Annotated in this window: 28 protein-coding genes; 12 read left to right on the top strand and 16 right to left on the bottom strand. The window is 69.6% G+C overall.

Annotated features, from left to right (window positions below):
- Positions 1–8: 8 nt before the first annotated feature.
- Positions 9–473 carry a MarR family winged helix-turn-helix transcriptional regulator gene (locus ACFFC4_RS15170; protein ID WP_375502320.1) on the bottom strand — a complete coding sequence of 155 codons (465 nt, stop codon included), beginning with the start codon at positions 471–473 and terminating at the stop codon, positions 9–11.
- 56 nt (positions 474–529) lie between these two features.
- Between ACFFC4_RS15170 and ACFFC4_RS15165 the strand changes: the two genes are divergently transcribed.
- Positions 530–922 (top strand): DUF5313 family protein, encoded by a 393-nt coding sequence (locus ACFFC4_RS15165; RefSeq protein WP_375502318.1) that lies wholly within the window; start codon positions 530–532, stop codon positions 920–922.
- 337 nt (positions 923–1,259) lie between these two features.
- Here the strand turns inward: ACFFC4_RS15165 and ACFFC4_RS15160 are convergent, their stop codons facing one another.
- The 8 genes from ACFFC4_RS15160 to ACFFC4_RS15125 all read right to left on the bottom strand — a co-directional run bounded on the left by ACFFC4_RS15160 (position 1,260) and on the right by ACFFC4_RS15125 (position 8,272).
- Positions 1,260–1,442, bottom strand: coding sequence for a hypothetical protein (locus ACFFC4_RS15160; RefSeq protein ID WP_375502316.1), 183 nt, complete (start codon positions 1,440–1,442; stop codon positions 1,260–1,262).
- A 9-nt stretch (positions 1,443–1,451) separates the two neighbouring features.
- The gene (locus tag ACFFC4_RS15155; RefSeq protein WP_375502314.1) at positions 1,452–2,021 is read right to left on the bottom strand and encodes a hemerythrin domain-containing protein; all 570 of its coding nucleotides are present in this window, start codon (positions 2,019–2,021) and stop codon (positions 1,452–1,454) included.
- 36 nt (positions 2,022–2,057) lie between these two features.
- Positions 2,058–2,813, bottom strand: coding sequence for a class I SAM-dependent methyltransferase (locus ACFFC4_RS15150; protein ID WP_375502312.1), 756 nt, complete (start codon positions 2,811–2,813; stop codon positions 2,058–2,060).
- Positions 2,810–3,760, bottom strand: coding sequence for a methylenetetrahydrofolate reductase (locus ACFFC4_RS15145; RefSeq protein ID WP_375502340.1), 951 nt, complete (start codon positions 3,758–3,760; stop codon positions 2,810–2,812). The genes ACFFC4_RS15150 and ACFFC4_RS15145 overlap by 4 nt, the downstream gene beginning before the upstream one ends.
- Before the next feature lie 32 nt (positions 3,761–3,792).
- On the bottom strand, positions 3,793–5,421 hold the full coding sequence (locus ACFFC4_RS15140; protein ID WP_375502310.1) for a phytoene desaturase family protein: 1,629 nt from the start codon (positions 5,419–5,421) through the stop codon (positions 3,793–3,795).
- Positions 5,414–6,094, bottom strand: coding sequence for an alpha/beta hydrolase (locus ACFFC4_RS15135; RefSeq protein ID WP_375502308.1), 681 nt, complete (start codon positions 6,092–6,094; stop codon positions 5,414–5,416). The genes ACFFC4_RS15140 and ACFFC4_RS15135 overlap by 8 nt, the downstream gene beginning before the upstream one ends.
- A complete protein-coding gene (locus tag ACFFC4_RS15130; RefSeq protein WP_375502306.1) occupies positions 6,091–6,975 on the bottom strand; it encodes an SDR family NAD(P)-dependent oxidoreductase in 885 nt (294 codons plus the stop codon). The genes ACFFC4_RS15135 and ACFFC4_RS15130 overlap by 4 nt, the downstream gene beginning before the upstream one ends.
- A 100-nt stretch (positions 6,976–7,075) precedes the next feature.
- Positions 7,076–8,272: a zinc-dependent alcohol dehydrogenase gene (locus ACFFC4_RS15125; protein WP_375502304.1), complete on the bottom strand. Its 1,197-nt coding sequence runs from the start codon at positions 8,270–8,272 to the stop codon at positions 7,076–7,078.
- Positions 8,273–8,365: 93 nt separating this feature from the next.
- Here ACFFC4_RS15125 and ACFFC4_RS15120 point away from each other — a divergent pair, with 93 nt between their 5' ends.
- Positions 8,366–8,878, top strand: a complete 513-nt coding sequence (locus ACFFC4_RS15120) for an SRPBCC family protein (RefSeq protein ID WP_375502302.1) — start codon at positions 8,366–8,368, stop codon at positions 8,876–8,878.
- Here the strand turns inward: ACFFC4_RS15120 and smpB are convergent.
- From smpB to ACFFC4_RS15090, 6 genes are all read right to left on the bottom strand, one after another.
- The gene (gene smpB, locus ACFFC4_RS15115) at positions 8,875–9,387 is read right to left on the bottom strand and encodes an SsrA-binding protein SmpB (protein WP_375502300.1); all 513 of its coding nucleotides are present in this window, start codon (positions 9,385–9,387) and stop codon (positions 8,875–8,877) included. The two genes, ACFFC4_RS15120 and smpB, sit on opposite strands and share 4 nt — an antisense overlap.
- Positions 9,388–9,444: 57 nt before the next feature.
- A complete protein-coding gene (locus ACFFC4_RS15110) occupies positions 9,445–10,065 on the bottom strand; it encodes an L-threonylcarbamoyladenylate synthase (protein WP_375502298.1) in 621 nt (206 codons plus the stop codon).
- Between the two features lie 25 nt (positions 10,066–10,090).
- Positions 10,091–10,387: a hypothetical protein gene (locus ACFFC4_RS15105; RefSeq protein ID WP_375502296.1), complete on the bottom strand. Its 297-nt coding sequence runs from the start codon at positions 10,385–10,387 to the stop codon at positions 10,091–10,093.
- A 107-nt stretch (positions 10,388–10,494) separates the two neighbouring features.
- A complete protein-coding gene (gene katG, locus ACFFC4_RS15100) occupies positions 10,495–12,750 on the bottom strand; it encodes a catalase/peroxidase HPI (protein WP_375502338.1) in 2,256 nt (751 codons plus the stop codon).
- A gap of 60 nt (positions 12,751–12,810) precedes the next feature.
- Entirely contained in the window at positions 12,811–13,248 is a 438-nt protein-coding gene (locus ACFFC4_RS15095; protein ID WP_375502294.1) for a Fur family transcriptional regulator, read from the bottom strand.
- A gap of 46 nt (positions 13,249–13,294) precedes the next feature.
- Positions 13,295–13,972 (bottom strand): DNA-binding response regulator, encoded by a 678-nt coding sequence (locus tag ACFFC4_RS15090; RefSeq protein ID WP_375502292.1) that lies wholly within the window; start codon positions 13,970–13,972, stop codon positions 13,295–13,297.
- A 132-nt stretch (positions 13,973–14,104) separates the two neighbouring features.
- Here ACFFC4_RS15090 and ACFFC4_RS15085 point away from each other — a divergent pair, with 132 nt between their 5' ends.
- The 3 genes from ACFFC4_RS15085 to ACFFC4_RS15075 all read left to right on the top strand — a co-directional run bounded on the left by ACFFC4_RS15085 (position 14,105) and on the right by ACFFC4_RS15075 (position 15,048).
- Positions 14,105–14,383: a GlsB/YeaQ/YmgE family stress response membrane protein gene (locus ACFFC4_RS15085; RefSeq protein ID WP_375502290.1), complete on the top strand. Its 279-nt coding sequence runs from the start codon at positions 14,105–14,107 to the stop codon at positions 14,381–14,383.
- A gap of 218 nt (positions 14,384–14,601) precedes the next feature.
- Positions 14,602–14,775 (top strand): CsbD family protein, encoded by a 174-nt coding sequence (locus tag ACFFC4_RS15080; RefSeq protein WP_375502288.1) that lies wholly within the window; start codon positions 14,602–14,604, stop codon positions 14,773–14,775.
- A 75-nt stretch (positions 14,776–14,850) separates the two neighbouring features.
- Positions 14,851–15,048 carry a hypothetical protein gene (locus ACFFC4_RS15075; protein ID WP_375502286.1) on the top strand — a complete coding sequence of 66 codons (198 nt, stop codon included), beginning with the start codon at positions 14,851–14,853 and terminating at the stop codon, positions 15,046–15,048.
- On the opposite strand, the gene ACFFC4_RS15070 is transcribed toward ACFFC4_RS15075, so the two are convergent.
- Complete coding sequence (locus ACFFC4_RS15070) at positions 15,045–15,479, bottom strand: DUF1772 domain-containing protein (RefSeq protein ID WP_375502284.1); 435 nt, start codon at positions 15,477–15,479, stop codon at positions 15,045–15,047. The genes ACFFC4_RS15075 and ACFFC4_RS15070 overlap by 4 nt on opposite strands.
- 83 nt (positions 15,480–15,562) lie before the next feature.
- Between ACFFC4_RS15070 and ACFFC4_RS15065 the strand changes: the two genes are divergently transcribed.
- From ACFFC4_RS15065 to ACFFC4_RS15035, 7 genes are read left to right on the top strand one after another with little or no spacing between them, the layout of a single operon-like run.
- Positions 15,563–16,147: a type 1 glutamine amidotransferase domain-containing protein gene (locus ACFFC4_RS15065; RefSeq protein WP_375502282.1), complete on the top strand. Its 585-nt coding sequence runs from the start codon at positions 15,563–15,565 to the stop codon at positions 16,145–16,147.
- Positions 16,144–16,632 carry a pyridoxamine 5'-phosphate oxidase family protein gene (locus ACFFC4_RS15060; RefSeq protein ID WP_375502280.1) on the top strand — a complete coding sequence of 163 codons (489 nt, stop codon included), beginning with the start codon at positions 16,144–16,146 and terminating at the stop codon, positions 16,630–16,632. The genes ACFFC4_RS15065 and ACFFC4_RS15060 overlap by 4 nt, the downstream gene beginning before the upstream one ends.
- An 8-nt stretch (positions 16,633–16,640) precedes the next feature.
- Positions 16,641–17,444: a DNA-formamidopyrimidine glycosylase family protein gene (locus ACFFC4_RS15055; RefSeq protein WP_375502278.1), complete on the top strand. Its 804-nt coding sequence runs from the start codon at positions 16,641–16,643 to the stop codon at positions 17,442–17,444.
- 51 nt (positions 17,445–17,495) lie between these two features.
- The gene (locus ACFFC4_RS15050) at positions 17,496–19,106 is read left to right on the top strand and encodes an MFS transporter (RefSeq protein ID WP_375502276.1); all 1,611 of its coding nucleotides are present in this window, start codon (positions 17,496–17,498) and stop codon (positions 19,104–19,106) included.
- Entirely contained in the window at positions 19,103–19,687 is a 585-nt protein-coding gene (locus ACFFC4_RS15045; RefSeq protein ID WP_375502274.1) for a TetR family transcriptional regulator, read from the top strand. Before ACFFC4_RS15050 ends, ACFFC4_RS15045 begins: the two co-directional genes overlap by 4 nt.
- Positions 19,688–19,716: 29 nt before the next feature.
- The gene (locus ACFFC4_RS15040; protein ID WP_375502272.1) at positions 19,717–20,208 is read left to right on the top strand and encodes a metallophosphoesterase family protein; all 492 of its coding nucleotides are present in this window, start codon (positions 19,717–19,719) and stop codon (positions 20,206–20,208) included.
- Between the two features lie 26 nt (positions 20,209–20,234).
- The gene (locus ACFFC4_RS15035) at positions 20,235–20,510 is read left to right on the top strand and encodes a hypothetical protein (protein WP_375502270.1); all 276 of its coding nucleotides are present in this window, start codon (positions 20,235–20,237) and stop codon (positions 20,508–20,510) included.
- Positions 20,511–20,599 lie beyond the last annotated feature (89 nt).

The following is a 20,599-nucleotide window of genomic DNA, read 5'->3' as shown; positions in this document are numbered from 1 at the left end:
GCGCGGGGTCAGGTGGCGGTGATCGCCCGGTCTGCGGCTGCCAGCAGGTCGGTGACGACCAGCCGCGCGTGTTCGAGTTCCGCTACTGGCACCCCGAGCCGACGGATGATCTCGGCGGGCACCTTTTCGGCCCGCCGGCGCAGCGCCCGGCCCTGCCTGGTGAGAGTGAGGGCGAGGTTGCGTTCGTCGCGGGGGTCGCGCTCGCGGGTCACCAGTTCCGCACGTTCCAGCCGCTTGACGAGCGGGGACAACGTCCCGGGGTCGAGGTGGAGCACGTTGCCCAGCTCGCGCAGGGAGCGAGGGGACTCCTCCCACAGCGCCAGCATGACGAGGTATTGCGGGTGTGTGAGACCCATCGGCTCGAGCACCGGCCGGTAGAGCGCCACCACGCTGCGCGACGCCACGGCCAGCGCGAAACACACCTGCCGCTCGAGGGCGAGCGGGTCATCCGCCGAGCGCATCAACTTCGCCATGAGGGACAGCGTACCCCAATCCTTGGTACACCAAGGATTGGCGTAGGGTAGACGACATGACTCGCCCGGGACCGCTGCTGTGGTTGCGTTACGCGCTCGTCGGCTCGTTACCGGCGAAGTATTCCGAGTGGGTGCTGCACGACGTCACGGTCGGCACGTGGCTGGGTCGCCATCTCGCGCGTGTGCTGGTGATGGTCGCAGTACCCGAACTGGTGGTCGTGCTGGTGATCCCGGCGTCGACGGCCGTCCGTGCGCTGACCGCGTTCGTCACCGGGGCATGCGTACTCCTGCTGATGGCCATCCTGGCCGGCGACACCGTAGAGCGCATCGCCCAGCGCGCAGGCTACCCGTGGGGCACTGCGCAACGGTTACGCGAGGAACGCGGGGTGCAGACGCAGCGCCGGCAGGCGGCCGCCTACCGCGAACGGGTAGCCCGCCGCCGCGGGTAATGCTCGAGACCCGGCCGTGATCTGCGTTATCGAGTGTGACCCGCCCTCCGGATCGGCGCGAGATGCTGACGGCGATGGAGCGTCTTGAATCGTTGCCGCCGCGGAAGCGCTTGATGCGTGCCCATCAGGACAGCGTGCGGCGGATCGCCAGCATGCGCATCCCGCTGTTCGGGCTACAAATCGGGTGGGTCGGGAAGCGCGAGACCGGTGCCAACGAGCTACATACCGGCCACAGTGACCTTGCGCGGGCACCTGTGGCCGGTTGGATCTGGCTTTGAACTCGCTCGGCCTGGACCTGCGCGACTGAGCGTCCGACACGTTGACCCGTCCGGTTGGGTCACTGAGCCCGGGGGTCGTCCTTGCTGCCCGCGCCTTCGGCGTCGCCGCCGGTCGGTTTACCCTCGGAGTCGGTCTCGGTGCCCGAGAACGGGCCGGGCTGCTGGTCGTCGTCGGCGGGCTGTTCCCATTCCGGCTTGCCGTCGGGTCCGGGGACTGCGGACGGCGGGATCTGTGACGTCATGTCAGCTCCTCACACATTGCGGGCGCGGCCGCTCAGCACGTCGCGCAGCTTGTCGACCATGCCTACTCCGGTGCCCAGCGTCTTGTGGAACAGCTCCGAGTGCGGCGAGGCCGGGTGCGGTCGGGTCGGCGCGAGTTCCTTCGCGGCGACGACCTTCTTGCCCAGCTCGACGAGCACGTCCTCGGGCAACTGCTGGCGCAGCTTCGGGAACTGTTCCTCCTCCTCGTCGGTGGCGTGGTGGCGAAGCTGCTCCTCCAGCGTGTCGACGAGCTCGTTGAACTCGAGCCCGGACGGATCGGCACCCTCGAGTGCCTTCATCGTCACCTCGAGCTCCTGGTGCTCCTCGATGTCGTGCCTCACCAGCTCGTCGCCGTCGGCCAGGTGATGGCGCATCGCCGGGTAGACGAACATCTCTTCGGCGACCGAGTGCCGGACGAGTTCGGCGATGACGGTGTCGACGGTGCTGCGTCGCGATTCCGCATCAGGGAAGTCGCTGATGGTGGTGACGAGTTCGAGGACCAGGTGATGGTCTTCCGTCAGGACGTCGACGACGTCGTGACCGGGAGCGAGTTCAGCCATGACCAGTCCATACCCGCGCGCGGGTCGTCGTACTCGTCAGCTCGTGGGGGACAGCACGAACAGCTGCCCGATCACAGCGCCGCTGCCGATGAGCATGCCGATGGCTTTCTCCTGGCGCGCCGCCTCGCGCCACGCCTCGTCCTCGCCGTGGTCGTCGGCGATGAGGTCGCGCACCGCACGCTCCCTGGCCGTCCAGGGCGCGGGTGCATCGGGCAGGTGGCTGAGCGCGGTCCGCTCAACGACGGTGAGCCCCGCGCCGGCGCACAACTGCGCGAACCCTTCCTCGGTGGGGAAGTCATTGCCCTCGGGCGGGCCGTGGACCTCGCCGGCAGCGACGTAGACGAGCATGCCGAGCCGGCCCGACGGAGTCAGCACCCGTCGCAGCTCGTGCATGACGGCGGGCTGGTCGGCCGTCGTGCACAGCACGGCCAGGCACCAGACGACGTCGAAGCTCGCGTCGGGCAGCGGCAGCGCCGCGGCGTCGGCGCACGCCGTGGGGACGTCGAACAGCGTGCGGGCCGCGTGGCAGGCCGCAAGTTCCGGTTCCACCAGCAGGGCGGATGCACCGCGCTGCTTGCGCGCGTAGCCGGCCGGGCCGCCGACCCCGGCGCCGACGTCGAGCAGCATCGTCTCGGGACCGACGTCGAGGTGGTGCAGGAACCAGTCCAGTGCCGACGGCCCGCCCGAACCGCGACACCCTGCCGGGACGAAGTGGTCGGGGCCTAGCGCCTGCGCGGCGTCGGCCGTCCAGGCGGCCATCGTGCCGAATTCGGCCTCGCTCGCGTCGCTCATGTGCGGAACCCTTCGAGTATCCGCGCCCCGACGCGGCTCTTGACGTCGGCACCGAACTCCCAGCCGCGGCCCGAGGCGAGCCCCGACAGGTTGACGCCCGCCACACCCTCAACGGCTAGCAGCTCAGTGGCTTCGCGCACCGCGACGTCGATGCCACGGGCCACCGGGTCGGGTGCGGTGCGCACCTCGTCGACCGAGGCGGCGTCGAGCTCGAGGCCGGGTAGGCCGGCCAACGCGGTGGCTGAGCGCTCGTCGGTGTAGACGGCCACGGCCGCGATCACCGGGATGGTGAGCCCCTCGTCGCGGGCCCGGGCCATGAATGTCTTGACGGCCGACGCCGCGGCGACGTGGTTCAGGACGGCCAGCGTAGCTCCGCCGCGTTGTTTCGCCACCAGGCGGCGCGGGCGCAGGTCTACCGGCGGCGCCAAGGGCGATTCGGGCACCGCGACCGAGAGGCCCAGGCTCGCCGCCAGTCCGGTCAACCGCGGGCCGTCGAGGTCGAACACCTGCGTGACGTCGGGGCGGACGTCCGGCCCGCGGCCGTCGCCGGTGACGCACAGGACGCCCTCGACCTGCAGCCGTTGCAGGCCCAGCAACTCCTGCTCGAGCACGACCCGGTTGCGGTCGCGGCAGGCCAGCGTGATCCACGGCCGGGCGCCGCCTGCCATCAGCAGCTGCGCGAGCATCGTGGGCGGGAAATCCGGACGGTTGTGGTGCTCACCGACCAGCACCGCGTCGGACGTACCTGCTAGCGAACGGCAGATCGTGGCCAGCGCGTCGGGGTCGAAAGCAGGGGCGCTGACGTCGGTCAGCACACGCGGCACCCGGTGCGGTGGCACGCCGGCGACGGCCGGTCCGTCGGTCACCGGTTCTGGGAAGGCGCAGGGCCCGGGACGCATCTCGCAGCTGCCGTCCGGGCGCACCCCGCCGCATGGCCCGTAGATCATCTTCTTCGGGCAGGCCAGGGTAGCGGTGGCGGTCACGGCCGGTAGATGCGTTTGTATGCACCGTCGATGACGCCGCGGTGCACCCGGCCGAGATGGCCGGACCGGCGCAGGGCTGCGGCCGCCGCGTTGCCGCCGGGGGCACCGTGGACGCCGCCGCCGGGGTGGGCGGACGCGCTGGCCAGATAGAGCCCGTCGATCACGGTCTCGGGCCGGCCGAGGCCGGGCACGGGGCGCAGGAACAGCTGCTGGTGGATGGCGGCCGAGCCGCCGCCGACTGCGCCGTGGACGAGGTTGCCGTCGGCGGACTGCAGGTCGTCCGGCGTCTGAACCTGCTCGGCGAGGATCGAGGCCCGGAAGCCCGGGGCCTGCGCCTCGACGGCGTCCTTGAGGCGCTCGACGTGGCCGGTCAGCTGGTCGGCGTCGAAGACCTGGTCCTTGGGGATGTGCGTGTATGACCACGCCGACTCGGTGCCGGCCGGCGATCGGGACGGGTCGGCGGTGGTGGTCTGGCCGAGCAGTGCGAACGGGTGCTCGGGTAGCCGCCCGGACACCAGGTCGGTCGAGTACTGTGACAGGTCGTTCAGGTTGACGCCGAAGTGCACGGTGCCGGCGTCGCGGGCCGCGGTAGCGGTCCACGGGATCGGCGATGACAGCGCCCAGTTCACCTTCAGCGTCGGCCCGTCCCACTCGAAGCCCTCGAGGTCCTGCACCAGGCGGTCGGGCAGGTTGGCCGGCCCGACGAGGTCGAGGAACAGCCGCGGTGCGTCGACGTCGGCCAGCACCGAGCGGGTGGTGATCCGCTCACCCGTCGTGAGGCGCACGGCGCTGACGCGGCCGGACTCCACGTCGATCGAGGTCACCTCGGCGGACGTGCGCACCTCGCCGCCACTGGCCGCGAGGCGCTTCGCCAGCGCCTCGACGATCATGCTGGAACCGCCGACCGGCGACGGGAAGCCGACGGTCTGACCCAGCATGCATAGCAGCCAGCCGTAGACGGCCGACCCGGCGGCCTCCGGCGCGAGGTCGGTGTGCAGCGCGTTGCCTGCGAGCAGCAGGGCGGCGCCCTCGCCGTTGAACCGCTCGCGTGCGAAGGTGCGCACCGGCGACACGACGAACCGGGCGAAGCGCATGAGGTCGGCGACGCCGAGCGTGCGCAGCAGGCTGGTGACCGCGCGCGGGGCGGGGAAGGGCCGAAGGATCGCGTTGATCAGAGGCTCGGCGATCGCCTCGTACTCACGGACCAGCTGCTGCCACGCCTCCCCGTCGCCGGGGGCGAACGCGTCGAGCGAGGCTGCGGTCTGGTCCACGTCGCGGTTCAGCGCCGCGCAGCGCCCGTCGGGCAGCACGTGGGCCAGCACCGTCTTCGAGTGCCGCCACTGCAGGCCCCAGTTCTCCAGCTCGAGACCAGCCAGCACTGGCGAGGCGGCGGCCAGCGGGTAGAACGAGCTGTACCAATCGGTGACGAAGTCCGGGTGCAGGCTGCGGTCGGAATACACCGCACCACCCATCCGCGGCGCGGCTTCCAGCACCAGCACCTGCTGCCCTGCGTCGGCGAGCAGGTTCGCGGCCACCAGGCCGTTGTGGCCGGCGCCGATGATCACGGCATCGACGTCGACCGCGGGTTGGTTGGACCGGACCCACCGGCGTGGCTGTTCAGGCATCGACGGGGCTCCCGGTACGTGCGCGTTCCCAGATGTCAGCGGCGCGGCTCGGCCGCCGGTCGAGCAAGGTCGTCATGGTGAAGTCGATCATTAACCGGCTGAACGTCCGGTGCCGGCGCAGCATCGCATGCTTGCCGCCGACCACTCGGATATAGGCGACGTAACGCGCCGTTCGCCGCAAGCGGCGGGCGGCGGCCTCGGATCGCTTCGGGTCGGCGATGCGGTCGTCGGTACCGTGCACGATCAGCACGTCGCGCCCGGTCGCGTCGGCCGAGCCGTCGTCGGGATACACCCAGGGCGCCAAGGCGACAACGCACCGCACGTCGCATTCGGTTACGGACAACAGGGCAGCGCGGCCGCCCAGCGAGTGCCCGACGAGCGCAATCGGCGTTTGCGACGGCAGCAGGTGACGTACCTCCGACAACGCCCAACGGACGTCCTCGACGGGGGTGTGGTGGGTGTCCCACCCGCGCACCGAGTTCAGCAGCCGGTACACCGCAACCTTGCCCTGTCCGGCCCGCGCCAGCCCGCGGGCGATCGGGATCATCCGCAGTACCGACAGCTGCGTCGGGCTGACCTGCATCTCGGCCCGCCGAGCCGCGCCGCCGTGCAGGACGAGCACGGCCGCGACCGGATGCTTCGGCGACGAGGTGGTGATCAGTCGTCTGCTCATGTGTCCGGCCACAGTCCGTGCAGGCGTTCCTTCCCAGCGACCGGGTCGTGCACGTTGCCGGTGTTGGGCGCTTCTTTCGTGCGGGTCAGCGCCACCAGCTTGAACGCCGGCCCGACCATCGCGTCGTAGACGAAGGGCAGCAGTCGGAACCCGCTGACGATCACCGGGTTGGTGGGACCGACCGGCACGGACACGTGCTTGCGCGGGTGGTCGAGCAGCCCGACGATCGAGGTTGCGGTGCGCTCAGGCTGCAGCACCGGCACCGGCGGGCGGGCGGCCTTGCCGGTGTAGTTCGCAGCTTGTCGATAGATCGGCGTATTCGTGCTGCCGGGGCTGACGATGCAGACGTGGATCTTGCGCTGATGCTGCAGCTCCTGCTGCAGGGTGCGGGCGACCGCGCGCTGGCCCCACTTGGCCGTCGCGTAAGCGCCCATGTTGGGCACCGTGACCGAACCGAGCAGCGAGTTGACGATCACCAGCGTTCCGTACCCCTGGGTACGGAATTGGGGAACAAAGACGCGTCCGACATTGGCAGTGCCATGGATCGCGGTGTCCACCACGGTGCGGAAGACATCTTCCGGGACCGCTTCGATGGTGCCATAGGCCATGACGGTGGCCGTGTGCACGACGGCGTCGACGCGGCCGTGTGCTGCGAGTGTCTCGGCGAGCAATCGCTCGACGTCGTCCTGCAGCAGCAGATCACCGGGCACGCACCGCACGTCCGCGGCGCCGGCCGATCGACACGCGTCGGCGGCCGCATCGAGGGCACCGGACCGGCGTGCAGAAAGCACGAGCCGTGCGCCGTCACCGGCGAGTCTCAGCGCGGTGGCCAGCCCGATCCCGCTCGAGGCACCGGCAACGACAACGACTCGATCGCTCACCGAAGCTCCTCTGGGCCGCTCGCTGCGCTCGGGCCCGTCCTCGCTCCGATACTCGCCTGACGGCTCGTGTGATTTCCCTTGTTCGCTCCGCAAGCGTCGCTCACGGCTTGAGCACGACCTTGATGCAGCCGTCGTTCTTGTCGCGGAACATCTCGTAGGCGCCGGGGGCGTCTGCGAGGGGAAGCTGGTGCGTGGTGAGGTCCAGGGTGCCCAGCGGGTCGGCGGGGTCGAGGACGAGCGGCAGGATGTCGTCGGTCCATCGCCGCACGTGCGCCTGGCCCATCCGCAGCTGGATGCCGCGGTCGAACATCTCCATCATCGGCAGCGGGTCGACCTCGCCGCCGTAAACGCCGCTAATCGACACCGTGCCGCCGCGGCGCACGCCCTTGATCGCGCCGAGCAGCGCGTCGATGCGATCGACGGCCATCTTGTCGGTCACCTTCTGCGCCACCGGATCGGGCAGCAACCCGGTGGCCTTCTGCGCGATCGACGCAAGCTTGCCGCCCGGCGCTCCGCCATGCGCCTCCATCCCGACCGCGTCGATGGTCGCGTCGGCGCCGCGGCCGTCGGTGATGGCGATGAGTGCTTCGGAGATGTCATCGACCTTGGACAGGTCGAGCGGCTCGGCGCCGTAGCGGTCGGCAAGTGCAAGCCGCTCGGGCACGGAGTCGATGCCGATCACCCGCCCGGCGCCCAGGTACTTGGCGATGCGCACGCACATCTGGCCGATCGGGCCCAGGCCGAACACTGCGACAGTGCCCCCGGGCGGCGGGTCGGCGTACGCGACGGCCTGCCAGGCGGTCGGCAGCACGTCGGACAAGAACAGGAACTGCTCGTCGGGGGTGCCGTCGGGCACCTTGATCGGGCCGAACTGGCCCTGGGGCACGCGTAGGTACTCAGACTGACCGCCGGGGACGGAGCCGTAGAGGGCCGTGTAGCCGAACAGGCTGGCGCCCTTGCCCTCGCTGACCACCTGGGTGGTCTCGCACTGGGCGAACAGCTTGCGTTCGCACATCCAGCAATGCCCGCACGCGATGTTGAAGGGCACGACGACGCGGTCGCCCGGCTTGATGTGGGTGACCTCGCTGCCGACTTCCTCGACTACGCCCATGGCCTCGTGGCCCAGCACGTCACCCGGCTTGAGGTAAGGCCCGAGGACGCCGTACAGGTGCAGGTCCGAACCGCAGATCGCCGTGGACGTGACCTTGATGACGGCGTCGGTCGGCTGCTCGATAGTCGGGTCCGGAACGTCCGTGACCTCGACGTTCTGGTTGCCCTGCCAGGTCAGCGCTTTCATGACGGCTCCTCGAAATACCGGCTGAGCCATGGGTTTGACCGCCAGGTACAACGTGCCCGCAAGGTGCGGCGAGGAATCACCATCGGGCATGCTGTGGGGCAGCACGCGTTGAGCCGCCAGCGCAGTGATCCGCTGATCGGAGCTGTTGTGGCCACCGTTGACCGACTAGTGAACGCCTCCCGCGACCGCGTCTGGACGGTGCTGTGTGAAGGCTGGACCTACTCCAACTGGGTGGTCGGCACGTCCCACATGCGCGCCGTCGAGCGGGAGTGGCCGAGCGTGGGTTCGCGCCTCTTTCACGCCTCGGGTGCCTGGCCGCTCGTCACCCGCGACGAGACGAAGGTCGAGGAGTCGATCCCGGCTCGCAAGCTTGTCGTGATCGCGCGCGGCTGGCCCTTCGGTGAGGCGCGCGTCCGGATCGAGCTCGAGGACGATCCGGCGGGCAGCGAGGTCGGCAGCCGGATCACCATGACTGAAGCGCCCGTCGCCGGTCCGGGCAAGTGGCTGCACAACCCGGCCACCGAGGCGCTACTGGTGCGCCGCAACATCGAGACGCTCGACCGGCTGGCTGCGCTGGCCGAGGCCCGGACCGCCCCGCAGGACTAACGCGCTGGGCGAGCGCGCCGCCGCCCCCGCACGTGATCACTCATCGCCCGTTCGACCTCACGCTGAGCGTCGCGGGCGGCGAGATCGTGACGGCGGTCCCAGGTCTTCTTGCCCCGCACGAGCGCAAGTTCGACCTTGACCAGCCCGTCGGCGAAGTACATGGACAGCGGCACCAGCGACAGCCCGCTCTCGTGCACGCGCGTCTCCCACTTCACGATCTGGGTGCGGTGCAGGAGCAGCTTGCGCTTACGGCGCGTGGTGTCGTCAATCCGGCTGCGCTGATGTGCCAGGTTGCTCGATGCGTACTCGGCGATGTGCAGGTTGTACATCCACACCTCGTGCGCCTCGACGCTGGCGAACGCATCGCCCAACGCGGCCCGGCCCAGCCGCAGGCTCTTGACCTCATTGCCAACCAGGCTGATGCCCGTTTCCAAGGTCTCGAGCACTACATAGAGGTGACGCGCCTTGCGGTTGGTCGCGACCAGAATTCGCCCGCGGTCCTTCGTCACGGTGTCGACTGTAGAGACGCGGGAGGTCGCGGTGTTGCGCTTGCCCTCGATCGTTCGTCACTCGAACGGCGCGGGATCACCGGCGCCGATCCGGACGAGGTCAGGCACGCCCCCGGAGAGATCGACCACGGTGGTCGGTTCAATGCCGCACCCACCTGAGTCCAGCACAGCGTCGATTTCGCTGTCGAACCGGTCCTTGATCGTCCAGCCGTCGGTCATCGGTTCGTCCTCGCCAGGGATGAGCAGTGTGCTCGACACCAGCGGCTTGCCGAGCCGGCGCACAAGCGCCTGCACGACCGCGTGCTGCGGGAGCCGCACCCCGACAGTGCGCTTGCGGGGGTGGGCAAGACGCTTGGGCACCTCTCGCGTCGCCGGCAGGATGAACGTGTACGGCCCGGGCGTGACGGCCTTGATGCTGCGGAAGGCCGCATTGCTCAGCTGCACGAACTCACCCAGCTGCGCGAAGTCCGAGCACACCAGGGTGAAGTGATGATGCTCGTCGAGCTGACGCAGCCGACGGATGCGGTCGGCGCCGGTGCGGCTGCCCATCTCGAAGCCCAGCGCGTAGCAGGAATCAGTGGGGTAGGCGATCAGCGCGTCATCGCGCAACAACGCGACGACCTGGTCGATCAGCCGTGGCTGCGGATCCTGCGGGTGAACATCGAAGTAGCGAGCCATCGACGTACCGGGCGAACGCCGTCCGTCAGCTGGCGAGCTGCGTGGCGGTGGCCTCGTGCCAGGTGGCGCCTTCGGCCGCCAGCCGGTCGAAGCCGTCCCACGCCTCGTCCTCGCCGGCATACGCCCATACCGACAGCCGGTCGGACAACCGCCGGGCAACCCACCACGAGCCGTCGCGCATCGTCAGCAGTACGAGTTCGTCACTGTCGCCGTCGCTGACCCGCCAGGCCTGCCGGTGGATCTGCATCCCGTTGTCCGGTGCGCCGAGCATTGCCGCACGGATCTGTTTCGTCGCCGCGCCGATGCTGAGTGTCTTGGCCATACCTGCCCCCAAGGTTGGTGTCAGCAGGTTCCCCGAGGAAGAACGGGTCTAAACGAAACGGCCGGGCCGGCCCCGCAGGGCCGACCCGGACGTCGTTCCAGTGAAGATCAGCTGACCTTGATGTCGGTGACCTTGATGTCGGTGACCGTGATGTCGTAGCGGTCCGCGTCCATGACCTGGTGCCAGGCGGCGACGAAGTCCTTGACGAACTTCTCCTTGGCGTCGTTACTGGCGTACACCTCGGCCACGGCCCGCAGTTCGGAGTTCGACCCGAACAGCAGGTCGACGCGGCTGCCGGTCCACACGACGTCGCCGGCTGCGTTGCGCGCCTCGAAGGTATCGTTGCTGTCGTCGGTCGGCGTCCAGGTGATGCCCATGTCGAGCAGGTTCACGAAGAAGTCGTTCGACAACGTGCCCGGGCGGCTGGTGAGCACACCCTTCGACGAACCGTCGTAGTTCGCGCCCAGCACCCGCAAGCCGCCGAGCAGCACCGTCATCTGGGGCGCGGTGAGGTTGAGCAGGTTGGCGCGGTCGACGAGCAGGTATTCGGCGGGCAGTCGCTGACCCTTGCCGACGTAGTTGCGGAACCCGTCCGAAGTCGGCTCCAGCGCTACGAACGACTCGACGTCGGTCTGCTCTTGCGAGGCGTCCGTGCGCCCCGCAGTGAACGGCACGGTGGTGTCGTGCCCCGCGTCCTTCGCCGCCTTCTCGATCGCGGCCACACCGCCGAGCACGATGACGTCAGCGAGCGAGACCTTGACACTGCCGGTCTGGGCGGTGTTGAACGCCTGCTGCACGCCTTCGAGCGTGCGCAGCACCTGCGCCAGCTCGTCGGGGTTGTTGACCTCCCAGCCGCTCTGCGGCTCGAGGCGCAGACGGGCGCCGTTCGCCCCACCGCGCTTGTCGCTGCCGCGGAAGGAGAACGCCGAGGCCCACGCCGTGGTGACCAGCTGCGACACCGACAGGCCCGAGTCGAGGATCTGCTGCTTGAGCGTGGCGATCTCGGACGCCCCGACCAGCTCGTGGTCGACGGCCGGCAACGGGTCCTGCCAGAGCAGCTCCTCCTGCGGCACCAGCGGGCCGAGGTAGCGCTGAATCGGGCCCATGTCGCGGTGCGTCAGCTTGTACCAGGCACGAGAGAACGCGTCAGCGAACTCCTGCGGGTTCTCGTAGTAGCGCCGGGAGATCTGCGCGTAGACCGGGTCGAAGCGCAGCGCGAGGTCGGTGGTCAGCATCGTCGGCGGACGCTGGTTCGGCGTGCCGTCGGGGTCGGGGACGGTGTTGGCGCCGGCGCCGTCCTTGGGCTGCCACTGGTTCGCACCGGCCGGGCTGTGGGTGAGCTCCCACTCGTAGCCGAACAGGTTCTCGAAGTACTTGTTCGTCCACTTGGTGGGCTCGTTGGTCCAGGTGACCTCGAGACCGCTGGTGATGACGTCGCCGAGCTTGCCGGTGCCGAACTTCTGCTTCCAGCCCAGGCCCTGCTCCTCGAGCGGGGCGCCTTCGGGCTCGGAGCCGACGAACTGCTCCGGGTCGGCCGCGCCGTGGGTCTTGCCGAACGTGTGTCCGCCGGCGATGAGCGCGACGGTCTCCTCGTCGTTCATGGCCATCCGGGCGAACGTCTCGCGGATGTCACGAGCCGAGCCAAGCGCGTCGGCCACCCCGTTCGGGCCCTCGGGGTTGACGTAGATCAGACCCATCTGGACGGCGGCAAGCGGGTTCTCGAGCTCGCGGTCGCCGGTGTAGCGGTCGTCGCCGAGCCAGACCTCCTCAGGGCCCCAGTACACGTCCTCGTCGGGCTCCCACCGGTCCTCGCGGCCGCCGGCGAAGCCGAATGTTTCCAGACCCATGGACTCGAGGGCGACGTTGCCGGTGAAGACGATGAGGTCGGCCCAGGACAGCGCGCGGCCGTATTTCTGCTTGACCGGCCAGAGCAGGCGCCGGGCCTTGTCCAGGTTGCCGTTGTCGGGCCAGCTGTTCAGTGGGGCGAAGCGCTGCATGCCGGAACCGGCGCCGCCGCGGCCGTCGTGGATGCGGTAGGTGCCCGCGCTGTGCCACGCCATGCGGATGAAGAACGGGCCGTAGTGACCGAAGTCAGCGGGCCACCAATCCTGCGAGTTGGTCATGATCGCCTCGACGTCGGCCTTGAGTTCGCCGAGGTCGATCGTCGAGAAGGCGGCGGCGTAGTCGAAGTCGGCGTCCATCGGGTCCGACGCTGACGTGTGCTTGCGCAGCACCTTCAGGTTCAGCTGGTTGGGCCACCAATCCTGGTTGCTACCACCCTGGACGGGGTGCTTGCGCCGGTTGTGCGCGACCGGGCACTCGCCGCCACCGGCGGCCTCGGTGTTCTGTTGCGGCTCATTCATCTCGCCGACTTCGGCGTCGGGCTTGGTGGTGTCAGACACGGTTGTCCTTCCGGGCTGGGTTCAGCGGTGTGGGGCTGGAGCAATGGAGCACTCGGGGCATTGGCCCCAGTAGATGACCTCGGCCTCGTCGATCGAGAAGCCGTGGTCGTCGGAGGCGGTCAGGCATGGTGTCCCGCCGACGGCGCAGTCGACGTCAGCGATCGTGCCGCAGGAACGACACACGACGTGATGATGGTTGTCTGCTACGCGGGACTCGTAACGAGCGACGAGGCCGGTGGGTTGGATGCGCCGGACGAGGCCGGCGTCGGTCAGTGCGCGAAGGACGTCATAGACGGCCTGGTGAGAGACCGCGCCCAGCCCGCCGCGGACGGCACCGATGATCGTTTCGGTGTCGGCATGGGGGTGATCGTGCACCGCGGCGAGGACGGCGATCCGGGGACGGGTCACGCGCAGGGACGCCCCACGCAGGATGTCCTCGTAGTGCGTTGCCGGTGCCACGTGTCGAGTCTTGACCCTTTTCTGGAACGAGTCAAGTAACCCGCGGTTACGGGCCGCCTTTCCAGTGGTCGATGCGGTGGTGGTCGGGGGAGAAGCCGTGCTCGACGCCCCAGAGCACCGCCTGCGTCCGGCTCTCGACCTCGATCTTGCGGTAGACGCTGCGGATGTAGGACTTCACCGTGTTGGGGCTGAGGTAGGTTAGCCGGGCGACGTCGGCGTTGCTCTTGCCCTGCGTGATCAGCGCGAGGATTTCCGCCTCGCGGTCGGTCAGCCCGTGGGTGCGACCTGGCCAGTCCAGTCCCGGCGTCGAGCGAGCCCGCCCGGGGGATTCACTGAACACCGTCTCACCGGCGTGCACCGCCTCGAGCGCCTCCACGAGCGCGGGTGCGGGCAATGTCTTGGACAGATAGCCGTGCGCTCCACGCCGGCGGGCGCTATCGACCAGCTGCGGGTGGAAGTTCCACGTGTAGATGACGACGCGCCGGGCACGCTCGCTGTTCACGAGCACCTCGATCTCGTCGTGGTCGGCCTCGGGCTGGGCGAACGAGTCGTAGAGCGCGATGTCCACGGCGTCGTCGAGCGGCTCATTGGCGTCGATCTCGGCCACCAACACCCGGTCTCGATACGGGTCGAGCATGGAGGCGACACCGGTCAGCACGACGTCGTAGTCGTCGATCAGCGCGATCAGGATCGGCGGTGTTGCTGGCGGCTTCGCGGTGGGCATGCCAAGAAGGTAGACCCCCTTAGGGGTGTGTTTCACCAGCCCTAGGGGTGCCACGCTTTTCATACCGGGCCGGGGAGCAGATCGCCGGCCGCCACCACGCACCGCACAGGTGCCTCCACGTGAGGAACTCTCATGCTCGGACTCATCGTCACCCTCATCGTCGTCGGCCTCATCGCCGGCGCCATCGCTCGACTGCTCGTCCCCGGCAAGCAGGACATCGGGATCCTGATGACCATCGTGCTCGGCATCGTCGGCTCGTTCATCGGTGGCTTCCTCGGCTACCTGATCTTCCACAAGGACTCCTCCGACGGCTTCTTCCAGCCCGCCGGCCTGATTGGTTCCATCATCGGCGCCGTCATCGCCCTGCTGATCTACACCCGCATGGGCAAGAGCCACACCGTCCGTCACTGACCGGGGCGCGACGAGGCAGTGACCGAAGGCGCGCACCCCCCGCCGCGCACGGTCACTCGGCGGCGCTGCGGTCCGGGTGGGCCCCCACCACCACGGGCCGCGGCGTCAGCCGCACCTCACCGGTGATTCATAGCCCACCGTCGAGCCAGTTGGTGGTTCGGTGTTGGCCCGACCGGGTAGACCGTCGACGGACGTTACTCAACGAGGAGAGGCTCACCATGAGTGGAATCGACAAACTGAAGAACGCCGCCGAAGACGCAGCGGGCAAGGCCAAGGAAGCAGTCGGCAAGACCACGGGCGATCGGGACCTCGAGGCCGAGGGCAACAAGGACCAGACCAAGTCCAGCCTGAAGAGCGCCGGCGAGAACGTGAAGGACGCCTTCAAGAACTGAGCTGCACCACCGCTGACGGCGCCGCGCAGTCGACATACAGTCGACGGCTCGGCGCCGTTTTCGTGTGTGCGGCTGATGCGTAGTCCGGGTGGGTACACCCTGGCCATGACCGGCTTCGACGAGACCGTCCCGCCCGACCTCGACCCCGATGCAGACGCGACGTCAGCCGAGGACGTCGGTGACAACGTGATTGCCCCGAGCGGTGGTCCCGTACCGGGTCATGCCGTTGACGACGCCGACCACGACCCGGCCGAACACCGCGCGATGGATTAGGCGCGCACGAGCAGTACGAACGCGAGGGCCGCGTTCCCGGTGGCCGCCACCGTCCGCACCAGGTCGGCGCGTAGCAGCCGTCGAAAGGCCACGGACTCGAAGCCTGCACCCAGACGGCGATGCTCGGGTACGGCAAGCAGGCCGGTGACGACGAGCACGGTGGCGAACAGCCCGGCCGAGACAGCGATGCCGGCCAGTGGCACGCTCTCCGGGCGAACGGCCAGGAGGGCGGCCGTGGTCAGAGCGCAGGCGCCGAACAGCACGCCGACGAGCGGTGTGATGCGTCGTGAGTGGGCGGCCTCGTAACCAGGGAACGCGTCGGCCGGCACGGCTGGGAACTGCCGGTAGACGAGCACCTGGACCGTGAGCTGGAACCCTGCGTAGGCAGCGGTGGCAAGCAGGTGCGCCGCGAGCAGCTCGTTCGTAGCCATCGCACCGAGGGTATGCGCGCAGTGTTTGGACACCTGTTCGTCAGGGGTAGCGGACAGTGGTGCAGTGACGAAGGGAGAGCGACATGAGTGACGAACTGCAGGGCAAGCAGGTGGCCTTCCTGCTCGCCAACTCCGGAGTCGAGCAGGTCGAGCTGACCACGCCGTGGCAGGCGGTCGAGGACGCCGGCGGCACGCCCGTCCTGGTCGCGCCCGAGAAGGGCACCGTGCAGGCGTTCAACAACGACGTCGAGAAGGCCAACACCTTCCAGGCCGAGCTGTCGACGAAGGACGCCGTGGCTGAGGACTTCGACGCGCTCGTGCTGCCCGGCGGCACCACCAACTCCGACCAACTGCGCATGGACATCAACGCCGTGACACTCGTCGCCGCGTTCGCCGGTGCGGGCAAACCGATCGCGGCCATCTGCCACGGGCCGTGGACGCTCGTCGAGGCCGGCGTCGTGCGCGGCAAGACCGTCACCAGCTGGCCGAGCCTGAAGACCGATCTGCGCAACGCCGGTGCCGAATGGCGCGACGAGGAGGTTGTGGTGAGCCCGGAGGAGGGTTACACCCTGATCACCAGTCGCAACCCGGGCGACCTGGACGCCTTCAGCAAGACGCTGGTCGACGTGGTCGCCGGCAGCACCGCCGACACGAAGGAGAGCTCATGACCGACGCGGAGAAGGCAGCCACGCTCGTCGAGCTGGTCAAGGACATCCGTATCGCCATGTTGACCACGGTCGACGACGAGGGGCACCTCACTGCACGGCCAATGGCCCAGCAGGACGTCCAGGCCGACGGCGACCTGTGGTTCTTCGTCGAGAAGAGCTCACCGACCGCTGCCAACCTCGTGGGCCGGCCGCAGGCCGGTGTCGCGCTGAGCTCGAACGACACCTGGGTCTCGCTCTCGGGGACCGCCGAGATCGTCGACGACGTCGCACGGGCCAAGGAGCTGTGGAACCCGTGGGTCGAGGCCTGGCTGCCCCAGGGCCCCGAGGACGACAGCGTGGCGCTGGTGCACTTCCGCGCCGAGGCCGGCGAGTACTGGGAGACTGCGGGCGGCCGCGTCGCGTCGGCGCTGAGCTTCGTCAAGGCGAAGGTCACCGGTGACCGCTATGACGGTGGCACCAATGAGACGGTCACGCTGCCGAACTGAGTCCCTGAGTGCCCGAAGGCGACAGCGTCTACCTCGTCGCCCGCAAGCTCGACGTCCTATCCGGACGCGCCCTGGCAGCCGGCGAGCTGCGGGTGCCCGGACACGCAACGGCCGACCTCACCGGGCGGACGGTGCTCGGCCACGAGACGCACGGCAAGCACCTGCTCACCCGCTTCAGCGGGCGCCCCGGTGACGAGTTGACCCTGCACACCCATCTGCGCATGGACGGTTCGTGGTCGGTGGTGCGGGCCGGCCTGCGACTGCCCGCCCGCCTCGACGGGGACGTTCGGGTGCGGTTGCAGACGGTGGACGGCCCCACGGCATACGAGCTGTCGATCCCGGTGGTCGAGCTGCTGCTGACGCGGGACGAGGTCACGGTCGTCGGCCACCTCGGACCCGATCCGCTGCGGGCCGACTGGGACGCCGCCGAGGCCGCGCGCCGGTTGGTGCAGGACCCGGCACGGCCGGTGGCTGCCGCGCTGCTCGACCAGCGGCTGATCGCGGGGCTGGGCAACCTGTGGGCCAACGAGCTGTGCTTCCTGCGCGGGCACAGCCCGTGGACGCCGATCGGGGACGTCGACGTCGATGCCCTCGTCCGGCTGGCGGCTCGCACGTTGCGCATATCGGCCACAGTCGAGGGCCGCTACCAGGTGACGACCGGGAACCGCCGCCGCGGCGAGCAGCACTGGGTCACCGGCCGGGCCGGCCGACCCTGCCTGCGTTGCGGAACGCCCGTCAGGGTGCGTGCCGAGAGCGCTGCCGAGCGCAGGACGTGGTGGTGCCCACACTGCCAGCCCGGCCCGATCCGGTAGTCTTCAACTGAAGACACCACGCGAAGACATCTCTGCCCAGGAGCGATCTGCATGTCCGCCGGCCTCACCACCACACCTGCGGCGGACGGCGACACAGCTGTGCTCCCGGCCCCGATCCTGATCGACCACACGACCCGGCGCGGGCGCGCTCTGGTGCCGGTACTGATGTACGTCGGCCTGCTCGTCGCGATCGTCAGCAGCCTCGGCGCGCCGCTGGTACCGACGATCGCCACCGACTACCACGTCGCGGTGGGCACGGCCCAGTGGTCGCTGACCGTGACCCTGCTCGTGGGGGCCATCACCTCGCCGGTGCTCGGCCGGCTCGGGGACGGGCCGCGGCGCCGGCAGGTGCTGATCACCGCACTCTGCGTGCTCGTCGCCGGCAGCGTATGCGCCGCCCTGCCCGGTGAGGTCTTCGCGCTGCTCATCACCGGTCGCGCGCTGCAGGGCGTCGGCCTGGCGCTGCTGCCCCTGGCCATGAGCGTCGCGCGCGATCACCTGGAACCAGATCGGGCCCGTTCGACGCTGGCCACGCTGTCGGTCACCGCGGTGGTCGGCGTCGGGCTGGGCTATCCGCTGACCGGCCTCGTCGCCGAGCACCTGAGCTTCCACGCCGGCTTCTGGATCGCGGCCGTCCTCGGTCTGATCGCCATCGTGGCGGTCGCGCTGGTCGTGCCGACGAGCGGGCACCATGCCGCGCACCACTTCGACACCCCCGGTGCCCTGTTGCTGGGTGCCGGCCTGGCAACCCTGCTCGTCGCGATCAGCGAGGGTGAGGACTGGGGTTGGTCCTCGGCGCGCCTAGTCGGGTTCGCCGTCGCCGCGATCGTCCTGCTCGTAACCTGGGTGTGGCACGAGCTGCGCCGCCAGGAGCCGCTCGTGGATCTGCGTCAGCTGCGCTACCGCGCCGTGCTCACCGCCGACGTGACCGGCCTGCTCGCCGGCGTCGGGATGTACATGCTGATGTCGATGATCATCCGCTACGTCCAGACCCCGACCACGACGAGCTACGGGCTGGGGGAGTCGGTGGTGGTTGCGGGGCTGGTCCTGCTTCCCTTGTCGGCGGCCAGCTACACGGCCAGCAAGCTGGTCACCTACGCCTCACGCTGGGTCGGCCCGACGCGGATCCTGCCGGTCGGTGCGCTGCTCTTCGCGCTCGCGCTGCTGCTGTTCGCCGGCTACCGCGACCACCTCTGGCAGATCTTCGTCGAGATGGGGATCGCCGGCCTGGCCATCGGATGCTCGTTCGCGGTGATGCCGCGCCTGATCGTGACCGCCGTCCCGAACGAGGACACCGGCAGCGCGCTCGCGCTGAACCAGGTCCTGCGCTCGATCGGCTACTCGATCGGCAGCGCCCTCAGCGCCACCATTCTCACCGCGCACACCGTGGCGCCGGCGGTGCTGCCCAGCAACCGCGGCTACACCGTCGGAGCGTTCGTGGCGATCGGGCTCTGCGTCGTCACCGCGGTGGTGAGTGCAGTGCTGCCGAGCTACCGGCGAGCTGCCGCCGGGTCGGACGTCGACGCCGGGGACATCGCGTTGGAGGTGGAGGAGAGCGTGGACGCCGGGATCGCCGGAGTGACGGCCTACGAGCTGCCCCGGAACGACGCGCCATCCGCGGGACAGCACGAGTCGCGCCGGGCGCACCGGGCCGAGCAGTGACCAGCACGCACGAGGCGGCGCCGCGGCGGCGCAACGCGGCCGAGACCCGGGAGCGGTTGCTCAGTGCCGCGCACGAGCTGTTCACCGAGCGAGGGTTCGAGCGCACCACCATCCGCGAGGTCGGCCAGCGCGCCGGGGTGGACCCAACCTTGATCGCGCGGTACTTCGGCAGCAAGGCCGAGCTGTACCTCGCCGCACTGCGTCGCGACCAGCCCCCCGGCGACGACCCGCTCGACCTCCGCGACCGGGCGCTGATCGAGCGCGCGCTGACCCGGGCCCGGACGGGCCTGCCGAACCCGACCCTGCACGCGGCGGTCGCACCGCACACCGACGGGGAGCTGCAACAGGCGGCCATGGCGGTGCTCGAACGACGCCTGATCGAGCCCACCGTCGCACGGCGCGACCGCGATGCCCCAGTGCAGAACCCGACCGCCAGAGCCCGCGCCGAGCTGGCGGTCGCGGCGCTCGCCGGGGTGGTGCTCAGCCGTGGCGCGGAATCGCTCACCGCGCTCAGCGCGGCCGATCCGGCCGAACTGGCCCGGGTACTCGGGGCCATGATCGACGCCGCGCTCGAAGCCTGACCCGTCTCGGCTCGCGTTAGGGTTGGGTCGTGCGAGTCGTGGTGCTGTCCGACACGCATTCCCCGCGGTTCTGGAAGGGCTGCCCGCCTCGGGTGGCCCAGCTCCTGGACGGTTGCGACGCGATCCTGCACGCGGGCGATGTCTGCCGGGCCGAGACATTGGACGAGCTGGCGCAATTCGCGCCGGTGCACGTGGTGCGCGGCAACAACGACGGCGCGGACGTCGCGGCCTGGGGGGCGCCGGACACGCTCGAGCTCGAGCTGGCTGGCCTGCGCGTAGCCATGATCCACGACAGCGGCCCGCGTCCCGGCCGGCCGGCACGGCTCCGGCGCCACTTCCCGGACGCCGAGCTCGTCGTCTTCGGTCATTCGCACATCCCGACGGACGAGACCCACGACGACCTGCGGATCTTCAATCCCGGCTCGCCGACCGACAAGCGCCGACAACCCACCGGCACCGTCGGCGAGCTGGACATCCGTGCGGGCCGGCTCGTCACAGCACGCACCGTTTCGGTGAGCTGAGTCCGACGCGGGGGTAGCCCGCACACATGGCGACCGACAAGCACGACCACGTCCCGGCCGACGAGCTGTCCGACGACGAATCGGCCTACGGCCGCGACGTCACCGTCTACGGCACGAGCGCGAAGGACGGTCCGGATGACGAGCCCGACGGTGCACGCGGCCGGGGCACCGAGCACGGCCTGAAGGGCAAGCTCAAGCAGGGTGTCAACGCGCTGACCGGCCGCGACCTCGACACCGCATCGACCGCAGAGGTCGAGACGACGGGTGAGGCAGGCGCCGGGGGAGCCGACGGACGCGGCTGATCCGGAGCACGGCACCGTTCGGCCACGAACCGTTCACCAGGACGACGCCTGCCGGTGGACCCGCCCGTCGGGGTGATCGACCCATGATG

It is taken from the genome of uncultured Jatrophihabitans sp. (assembly GCF_964244045.1).
Lineage (GTDB): Bacteria > Actinomycetota > Actinomycetes > Mycobacteriales > Jatrophihabitantaceae > Jatrophihabitans.
The sequence above is the reverse complement of the archived record's forward strand: the minus strand, read 5'-3'. Positions and strand labels throughout refer to the sequence as shown.

Coding starts and splice junctions, on each gene's coding strand:
- ACFFC4_RS15170 (WP_375502320.1), bottom strand. CDS start 473: ATGGCGAAGTTGATGCGCTCGGCGGATGACCCGCTCGCCCTCGAGCGG.
- ACFFC4_RS15165 (WP_375502318.1), top strand. CDS start 530: ATGACTCGCCCGGGACCGCTGCTGTGGTTGCGTTACGCGCTCGTCGGC.
- ACFFC4_RS15160 (WP_375502316.1), bottom strand. CDS start 1,442: ATGACGTCACAGATCCCGCCGTCCGCAGTCCCCGGACCCGACGGCAAG.
- ACFFC4_RS15155 (WP_375502314.1), bottom strand. CDS start 2,021: ATGGCTGAACTCGCTCCCGGTCACGACGTCGTCGACGTCCTGACGGAA.
- ACFFC4_RS15150 (WP_375502312.1), bottom strand. CDS start 2,813: ATGAGCGACGCGAGCGAGGCCGAATTCGGCACGATGGCCGCCTGGACG.
- ACFFC4_RS15145 (WP_375502340.1), bottom strand. CDS start 3,760: ATGATCTACGGGCCATGCGGCGGGGTGCGCCCGGACGGCAGCTGCGAG.
- ACFFC4_RS15140 (WP_375502310.1), bottom strand. CDS start 5,421: ATGCCTGAACAGCCACGCCGGTGGGTCCGGTCCAACCAACCCGCGGTC.
- ACFFC4_RS15135 (WP_375502308.1), bottom strand. CDS start 6,094: ATGAGCAGACGACTGATCACCACCTCGTCGCCGAAGCATCCGGTCGCG.
- ACFFC4_RS15125 (WP_375502304.1), bottom strand. CDS start 8,272: ATGAAAGCGCTGACCTGGCAGGGCAACCAGAACGTCGAGGTCACGGAC.
- ACFFC4_RS15110 (WP_375502298.1), bottom strand. CDS start 10,065: ATGGCTCGCTACTTCGATGTTCACCCGCAGGATCCGCAGCCACGGCTG.
- ACFFC4_RS15105 (WP_375502296.1), bottom strand. CDS start 10,387: ATGGCCAAGACACTCAGCATCGGCGCGGCGACGAAACAGATCCGTGCG.
- katG (WP_375502338.1), bottom strand. CDS start 12,750: ATGAATGAGCCGCAACAGAACACCGAGGCCGCCGGTGGCGGCGAGTGC.
- ACFFC4_RS15090 (WP_375502292.1), bottom strand. CDS start 13,972: ATGCCCACCGCGAAGCCGCCAGCAACACCGCCGATCCTGATCGCGCTG.
- ACFFC4_RS15085 (WP_375502290.1), top strand. CDS start 14,105: ATGCTCGGACTCATCGTCACCCTCATCGTCGTCGGCCTCATCGCCGGC.
- ACFFC4_RS15080 (WP_375502288.1), top strand. CDS start 14,602: ATGAGTGGAATCGACAAACTGAAGAACGCCGCCGAAGACGCAGCGGGC.
- ACFFC4_RS15075 (WP_375502286.1), top strand. CDS start 14,851: ATGCGTAGTCCGGGTGGGTACACCCTGGCCATGACCGGCTTCGACGAG.
- ACFFC4_RS15070 (WP_375502284.1), bottom strand. CDS start 15,479: ATGGCTACGAACGAGCTGCTCGCGGCGCACCTGCTTGCCACCGCTGCC.
- ACFFC4_RS15065 (WP_375502282.1), top strand. CDS start 15,563: ATGAGTGACGAACTGCAGGGCAAGCAGGTGGCCTTCCTGCTCGCCAAC.
- ACFFC4_RS15060 (WP_375502280.1), top strand. CDS start 16,144: ATGACCGACGCGGAGAAGGCAGCCACGCTCGTCGAGCTGGTCAAGGAC.
- ACFFC4_RS15050 (WP_375502276.1), top strand. CDS start 17,496: ATGTCCGCCGGCCTCACCACCACACCTGCGGCGGACGGCGACACAGCT.
- ACFFC4_RS15035 (WP_375502270.1), top strand. CDS start 20,235: ATGGCGACCGACAAGCACGACCACGTCCCGGCCGACGAGCTGTCCGAC.